This is a genomic window from Maridesulfovibrio sp. (assembly GCF_963677005.1).
Taxonomy (GTDB): Bacteria; Desulfobacterota; Desulfovibrionia; order Desulfovibrionales; family Desulfovibrionaceae; genus Maridesulfovibrio.
On sequence record NZ_OY781616.1, the window covers coordinates 1,765,004 to 1,772,500 of the forward strand.

4 protein-coding genes and 2 rRNA genes (1 of these 6 running past the window's edge) are annotated in these 7,497 nt (G+C 51.1%); 2 read left to right on the forward strand and 4 right to left on the reverse strand.

Going from position 1 to position 7,497, the window contains the following annotated elements; all coding sequences use genetic code 11:
* The first annotated feature begins 13 nt into the window (after positions 1 to 13).
* Together map and recQ are read left to right on the forward strand one after the other, a co-directional pair.
* On the forward strand, positions 14 to 793 hold the full coding sequence (map, locus tag ACKU4E_RS08050) for a type I methionyl aminopeptidase (protein ID WP_320170561.1): 780 nt from the start codon (positions 14 to 16) through the stop codon (positions 791 to 793).
* Positions 794 to 800: 7 nt separating this feature from the next.
* The gene (gene recQ / locus ACKU4E_RS08055) at positions 801 to 3,062 is read left to right on the forward strand and encodes a DNA helicase RecQ (protein WP_320170562.1); all 2,262 of its coding nucleotides are present in this window, start codon (positions 801 to 803) and stop codon (positions 3,060 to 3,062) included.
* Between the two features lie 41 nt (positions 3,063 to 3,103).
* Here the strand turns inward: recQ and ACKU4E_RS08060 are convergent, their stop codons facing one another.
* The 4 genes from ACKU4E_RS08060 to ACKU4E_RS08075 all read right to left on the reverse strand — a co-directional run.
* On the reverse strand, positions 3,104 to 4,444 hold the full coding sequence (locus tag ACKU4E_RS08060; protein ID WP_320170563.1) for a PpnN family nucleotide 5'-monophosphate nucleosidase: 1,341 nt from the start codon (positions 4,442 to 4,444) through the stop codon (positions 3,104 to 3,106).
* Between the two features lie 54 nt (positions 4,445 to 4,498).
* Complete coding sequence (locus ACKU4E_RS08065) at positions 4,499 to 5,794, reverse strand: diguanylate cyclase (RefSeq protein ID WP_320170564.1); 1,296 nt, start codon at positions 5,792 to 5,794, stop codon at positions 4,499 to 4,501.
* A gap of 266 nt (positions 5,795 to 6,060) precedes the next feature.
* A 5S ribosomal RNA gene (gene rrf / locus ACKU4E_RS08070) occupies positions 6,061 to 6,175 on the reverse strand.
* 204 nt (positions 6,176 to 6,379) lie between these two features.
* Positions 6,380 to 7,497 (reverse strand): 23S ribosomal RNA (locus ACKU4E_RS08075) (it continues 1,817 nt past the right edge of the window).

Consider the following 7,497-nt stretch of genomic DNA (forward strand, 5'->3'; position numbering starts at 1 on the left):
GGAGACAATTCATATGATTCTCAAAAATAAAAAGCAGATCGACCTTATGCGCGAAGCCGGCCTCATGCTGCACCGGGTGCACATGCTTGCAGCCGGTATGGTTGAAGCAGGGGTCACCACACATGACATCAATGCCGAAGTTGAAAAATTCATAGCCCTTAACAATGCCATTCCGCTGTTCAAGGGTGTTCCAGGCAAGGTTCCTTTTCCGGCAGCCTGCTGCATGTCCGTAAACGAGGAAATCGTGCACGGCTTCCCTTCGGGGCGCAAACTGGAAAACGGTGACATCCTGAGCATAGACATCGGCGTAAAACTCAACGGCTGGTGCTCGGACTGCGCCTGCACCCACGCCGTAGGCTCCGTTGATGAAGAAAAAGTGCACCTCATGGACGTGACCGAAGAATGCCTGCGTATGGCCATCCGCGAAATCAAACCGGGTGTAAAGTGGAGCAAGATTGCCAAGAAAATGGCCACATACGCACGCAACGAAGGTTTTTCCGTTGTTGAAAATCTCGTCGGACACGGTATCGGGGAAGAACTCTGGGAAGATCCGCAGGTTCCCAACTACAACAGCAGGGTACTTAGGGATTTCAAGCTTAAACAGGGGCTTGTCATTGCTGTGGAACCGATGATCAATGCCGGGGTCAAAAACACGGAAACACTGGCCGATCACTGGACAGTTGTAACCAAGGACCGCAAACCCTCCGCCCATTTCGAACATACAATCGCCGTTACCGCTTCCGGAGCGCAGGTGCTTACCTGCGGACCGAACGGAGAAGGCTGGGCCATGTAGCCTGATCATGAGCATACCCTGCGAGACAAATCCGGCAGCCATGCCGGACAGCCCGCGCACCCCGCTTGATGTTCTCAGGCAGACATACGGTTACGAGTATTTCAAGGGAATTCAGGAACAGGTTGTAGATCGCGTCATGGGCGGCGGCAATGCCGTGGTGTTCATGCCCACCGGGGGCGGGAAATCGGCCTGCTACCAGATTCCCGCCATTCTGCGCAAGGGAGTCGGGATTGTCATATCCCCGCTCATAGCACTCATGCGCGACCAGGTTGCCGCCCTGCGGCAGATGGGGGTGCGTGCGGCCTGCCTGAATTCCACTGTGCAGCCTTCCGAGGCAAACCATATCATCCACGAATTATACGCCGGTGATATGGACCTGCTTTACGTGGCCCCGGAGCGGCTGGCCCAGCCCGGATTCATGGACATGCTTTCGGGGTTGGCCGTAGCGCTCATCGCCATCGACGAGGCGCATTGCGTATCCCAGTGGGGCCACGATTTCCGGCCGGATTACCTGAGGCTTTCCGAATTTGCCGAGCGGTTTCCTCAGGTTCCCAGACTTGCGCTGACCGCCACGGCTGACGGTCCCACCCGCAAGGAAATCCTGCACCGGCTTGGATTCAGCCGGGAAGATATCTTCGCCACCGGCTTCGACCGGCCCAACATCCGCTACACGGTAGTCCCCAAGGACCGCGAAAAGCGCCAGTTGCTGGACTTCATTAAACACGAGCACTTTGCCGAATGCGGTATCGTCTACCGCATGAGCAGGAAAAAAGTTGAAACCACCGCCGAATGGCTGTGCAAAAACGGGATTAACGCCCTGCCCTACCACGCAGGGCTGGACGCAGCCACCCGCGAGGCCAACCAGGCCAGATTCATGGCTGAGGACGGTCTGGTAATGGTGGCGACCATTGCCTTCGGCATGGGGATCGACAAGCCGGACGTGCGCTACGTGGCGCATCTGGACCTTCCGAAGACCATCGAAGCATATTATCAGGAGACCGGCCGAGCAGGCAGGGACGGACTTCCGGCCGAGGCATGGATGGCTGTCGGCATTCAGGATATCGGGGCGCTCAAACGCATGATCATGTCCGGGAACGCTCCTGACGAGCGCAAAAGGCTTGAACTGCGCAAACTTAACGCCCTGCTGGCCTATTGCGAATCACCAGGATGCCTGCGCAGATCCCTGCTTTCGTATTTCGGCGAGGAACTGAAAGAACCTTGCGGCAACTGCTTCACCTGCATCAATCCCCCCTCCACTTTCGATGGAACTGTTGCAGCCCAGAAGGCCCTGTCCAACGTCTACCGGACCGGCGAAATGTTCGGCGCCAACTATCTGGTGGACATCCTTACCGGCAGGGAAAATAAACGTATTTCCGACTTCAGGCACAATGAACTCTCGACCTACGGCATAGGCGGAGAGTTCACGGCTGACGAATGGCTTTCCATACACCGGCAGTTGGTCTCGCAGGGTCTTCTTGATGTTGATATGGAAGGCTACGGTTCGCTGAAGCTGAACGGTGGAAGCTGGCAGGTACTGCGCAAGGAGCGCACAGTGGCGTTCCGCAAGGATCCGGTACTGGCAAAATCACAGAGACCGCGCCGGGAACGCAAGCTGGTCATGGGAGATGAGAACTGTCCTTCCCTGACTTCACCGGACGCACAGGAACTTCTTGATTCACTGCGCGGGCTGCGGAATACACTGGCAAAGGAACAGCAGGTCCCGGCATATGCAATTTTTCCGGACAAGACGCTGCTTGAACTCGCCTGCTACCGTCCGCAGTCAACCGGGGAACTGTACGCAGTCAGCGGGCTTGGCGACCAGAAAATATTCCGTTACGGAACGGCGATCATAGATGTGCTGATCGACCATCAGGGAAAACACGGCAGACCGGACGATCTCTTCCCCATTCCTGACGACAAAATCAAGACCCCACCGCAGAAACTGTCCAGCAACGCTCCCTCTGCCGTTTCGGCTTCGGCTCTGGAAACACTGGCTCTTTTCGAAGACCTGCAGGACATTGAAAAAGTAGCCGAAACAAGGGGAGTCAAGACAACCACGATATACTCCCATCTGACTTCCTGTGTGCAGGCCGGAAAACTGGAATTGACCGATGTTCTGGATTACGAGCCGGACGAGATAGAATGTATTCTGGATACACTTCATTTTTTCAAGGAAGAGGGACTTCTTCAGTTGAGCCCTGTCCATAACGCGCTTTTCGGCAACTACTCATTTGAAACACTGCGCCTGATAAGGGCAGGAATGAACTGACCCTTATGCTACCAGCCGAACGATAAACCGCCCCTGCAGAATTACTCTATTCTATAGACCGGCGAGGTGTTCTTTCCGGGGTGAATCCTGCCCTGACGGACCAGCTTACGCACGAATTCGTCGGTTGCCCGCACAATATCACTGTCACCGCGCACCAGCGGACGGTCGTCTCCCCATGAATCGAGCAAATCCGGGTCCTTGACTGTGAGATGCACGACAGAGGAAAAAAAGCGCCGCAAATTGATCAGCAGGGAAAACACCTCCTGATCACGCGAAAGGTCCAGTTCCTCCATTGACTCAAAGGTAACCTCAAAGGCTTCCTGCATACGCGGATCAAAAGTCAGATCATCGTTCCAGAGATAGCGGGTGTTCAGTTTCTGAATATCGTGGGCCAGAAAATTGGCATAAGTGCGCGCCGTACCCACATGAACATTATAAAGACCATCCAGAGCATCCCCGAAGCAGATGTTAAGATATTCCACCAACTCCTTGAAATATACACCTCCGCCCTTTTCAACCAGATCAAAGGAATAAGGTATATCCTTATTCTCCGGGGTAGACAGCAGAGCTAGCATGGTCATTATCTCTTCGATTGTTCCGGGTCCTCCGGGATGAACCTTGCCGCGATGAGAAGCCCTGATGAAAGCTTCCATGCGCTCTTCAATAGTGGGAAATGTTAGCAGTCTGGTAACAAGTTCGTTCGGGGCTTCTGCCGCAAGAATCTGCTTTTCCGAAAAACCGATGAAATCGCGACGTCCGAACCGCTCATACGTACACTGTTTGCCGTAGGCAACCTGTGCTCCCTTGAACGGGGCTTTCATGATCCCGACACCGCAACCGGTTATGTTTTCCATATCCGGCACGAACAGCGCGGTCCAGTATCCGAGCTCCTTTGCGAAGCTGTATTCATCATGGGGGACACGATGTCCGCCCCATGTGAACATGACCAATCCGCGTTCACCTCTATACATCAATCCCGAATGTTCCACGAATTTCTTGACGTATGAGGAAGGACAGATTCCATTTGTTTCCGGGATTTCGGGAGCGAAAATCACATCGCGTATAACGGAGGACACGTGCTCCACCGACTGCCAGATGACATTGCGGCCATCATAAAGGCAATCCATAGGTACACGACTGCACTTCAGGGATAAAGAACCGTTGGTCTGAGCGAGTTCAATTTGCATATCAGAGAATTTATCCCTGATTTCGCGAGTATGGTGCACATCGTTCTTATGAACATTTATAAGCGCACCCACAATTTCGACCATCCTGTTTTCAGGAGCGGCCAGCCCGGCAGCAAGCGTATCAATTTCCTCCTGTTCAGGAGTCCGACAAAAAGCAACGTGAGGAATAATGGGAATTTTAAGATCTGTTTTCATAATACGTAATGTGTAGGGGAAAATTAGAATTCAATAGGGTGAGTAAAGACTATCTCAATTCAACTCAGTCCCGGAAAAGCAGACTTTGTTGCGTCCGCTCTTTTTGGCCCGGTAGAGCATATCATCGGCGATTGATATCATCTCATTCAAGGATGCAGCCTGAGTACCGCACAACCCGATGCTTATGGTTATGCTTATCTCTTTCTTACCGACATAAATAGGCGACTGTCCTATCTCTTCGCGGATGAGATCAAAAACGCCCTGAACCTCGCAGAGATTTATATCTGCGCACAGAATGCAGAATTCTTCACCGCCGTATCGGCATACTATATCCGATTTTCGAAAACGCTTGGCAAGGGAACGGGCAACCTTCTGGATTACTTCATCACCGACATCATGGCCGAAAGAATCGTTACAGCGTTTGAAATGGTCAATATCGATCATTGCCAAAACCATATCGGAACCGGAACGTTTCTGCTGCGCAAAAAGCTTTTCCCCATACTGGAAAAAGGAACGCCTGTTATAGATGCCGGTGAGGTAATCCCTATCGGATAGGGTCTTGATCATGCTTATGTATTCGGCATTCTCAATGTTATGGGTCACTCGGCAGTAAAATTCTTCTGTGAGAAAAGGCTTGTGGATATAGTCATTTGCTCCGGCCTTAAGGAAATAGGCGGAAGTCGTAGCCCCGCCGACACCGGAAAGGCCGATTATAGGCAATCTGGACTTCGAATAATTACGCCGCAGTTCCTTCACGAGGGTGAGTCCATCCATGCCGGGCATGTAATGGTCTACAATGACAAGGCTGATGTTATCATCATTCTGTATAATTTGGAGCGCTTCAAACCCGTCTTTGGCCTCCACAACCTTAAAATTCCAGACTTCAAGCAGACTGCGGCAGAGATTTCTGCTGGTGCTGGAATCATCGACAACCAGCACTTTTGTTGAAATATTTTTGCGCAACCGGTCCACAAGATTGACGACATGGTCTATGTTTCCAAGGTTATCCTTAGGGACATAATCCACTATACGCTTGGCCCACATGATATCACGAAGGTCATCGCTCATCTCTCCGGTAAAAACTATGGAGGGAATGTGATGAGAGACAACGAGATCGACAATTTCACCATTCGGAGCATCAGGCAGGTTAAGATCAAGCAGGGCAGCAAAAAACTCGCACCGGGCAACCTCAAGATACTTTTCTGCTTCTGCATAACTGGCAAACACTACAGACTCAATATCCAGAGTATCCTGTACCCTTCTTTTGAGAATCCCGGAAAATGTAAGACTGTCCTCAACAATAAGAACTTTCAGCGGCTGCACAAGGCAATCTGTTATCTTTTCAATCATATATATAACTAAAACGCCCGTGTGGGCTCTTTTTTATACTAATTTTCTATCAGAAAAGAGCTTATACTACTTTATCAAGCATCAGTACAAGGTTAAAATTTATATAGATAGTGACAGGCATGAACGTATATGAAAACGCAAATCAGTTTCACATGAAGTTAAATTTTTAATCCTTATATTAATGGGTTGTCAACTGCCCCCCATGCTCCAAACGCCGAAAAGCCCGCACAACTTTCGTAGTGCGGGCTTTTGCAGAAACAAAAAAGTCCTTGCGACGACCTACTTTCCCACCAGCTACCTGGCAGTATCATCGGCGAAGGAGGGCTTAACTTCCGAGTTCGGAATGGGGTCGGGTGTGGCCCCTCCTCAATGGTCGCAAGGACAAATATGTTGATCCGTAAGGATCGAAATATATGTCGAATAGAGAACCTACTTCCTTAATTTTGCGTAGTGTGCGTCAGATGTGGATTTTTCGATTCGAGACCGGATGCGAAGTGTATCCTTAATACACGAGCAGTCGATCTTGAATTTAAAAATTCGCAGATGGCGTGCAATACGCGAAATTAAAGTTATAGGGAAGAGAAGAAAGATAAGTCGCACGATTTATTAGTACCGGTCAGCTGAATGTGTCACCACACTTACACTTCCGGCCTATCAACCAGGTGGTCTACCTGGAATCTTCAGATGCGTTAAGCATAGGGAGAACTAATCTCAAGGCAGGCTTCCCGCTTAGATGCTTTCAGCGGTTATCCCTTCCGAACTTAGCTACCCTGCAATGCCGCTGGCGCGACAACAGGAACACCATAGGTTCGTCCACCCCGGTCCTCTCGTACTAGGGACAGACCCTTTTCAATTCTCCTACGCCCACGGTAGATAGGGACCAAACTGTCTCACGACGTTTTAAACCCAGCTCGCGTACCACTTTAATCGGCGAACAGCCGAACCCTTGGGACCTGCTTCAGCCCCAGGATGTGATGAGCCGACATCGAGGTGCCAAACCGCATCGTCGATGTGAACTCTTGGATGCGATCAGCCTGTTATCCCCGGCGTACCTTTTATCCTATGAGCGATGGCCCTTCCATGCGGGACCACCGGATCACTAAGACCAACTTTCGTTCCTGCTCGACATGTCTGTCTTACAGTCAAGCTCCCTTATGCCTTTGCACTCGACGGCTGGTTTCCAATCAGCCTGAGGGAACCTTTGCAAGCCTCCGTTACTCTTTGGGAGGCGACCGCCCCAGTCAAACTACCCACCAGACACTGTCTCCAAGCCGGATAACGGCGTTGGATTAGAATTCAAGAATATCAAGGGTGGTATTTCAAGGATGGCTCCACAGACACTGGCGTGCCCGCTTCAAAGCCTCCCACCTATCCTACACATGATAGCCCTAAACCCAATGTCAAGCTATAGTAAAGGTGCACAGGGTCTTTCCGTCTTACCGCGGGTAACCGGCATTTTCACCGGTAATTCAATTTCACTGAGTCTCTGGTTGAGACAGTGGGGAGATCGTTACGCCATTCGTGCAGGTCGGAACTTACCCGACAAGGAATTTCGCTACCTTAGGACCGTTATAGTTACGGCCGCCGTTTACTGGGGCTTCGATTCGGAGCTTCGAACAAGTCTAACACCTCCTCTTAACCTTCCAGCACCGGGCAGGCGTCAGTCCCTATACATCGTCTTACGACTTAGCAGAGACCTATGT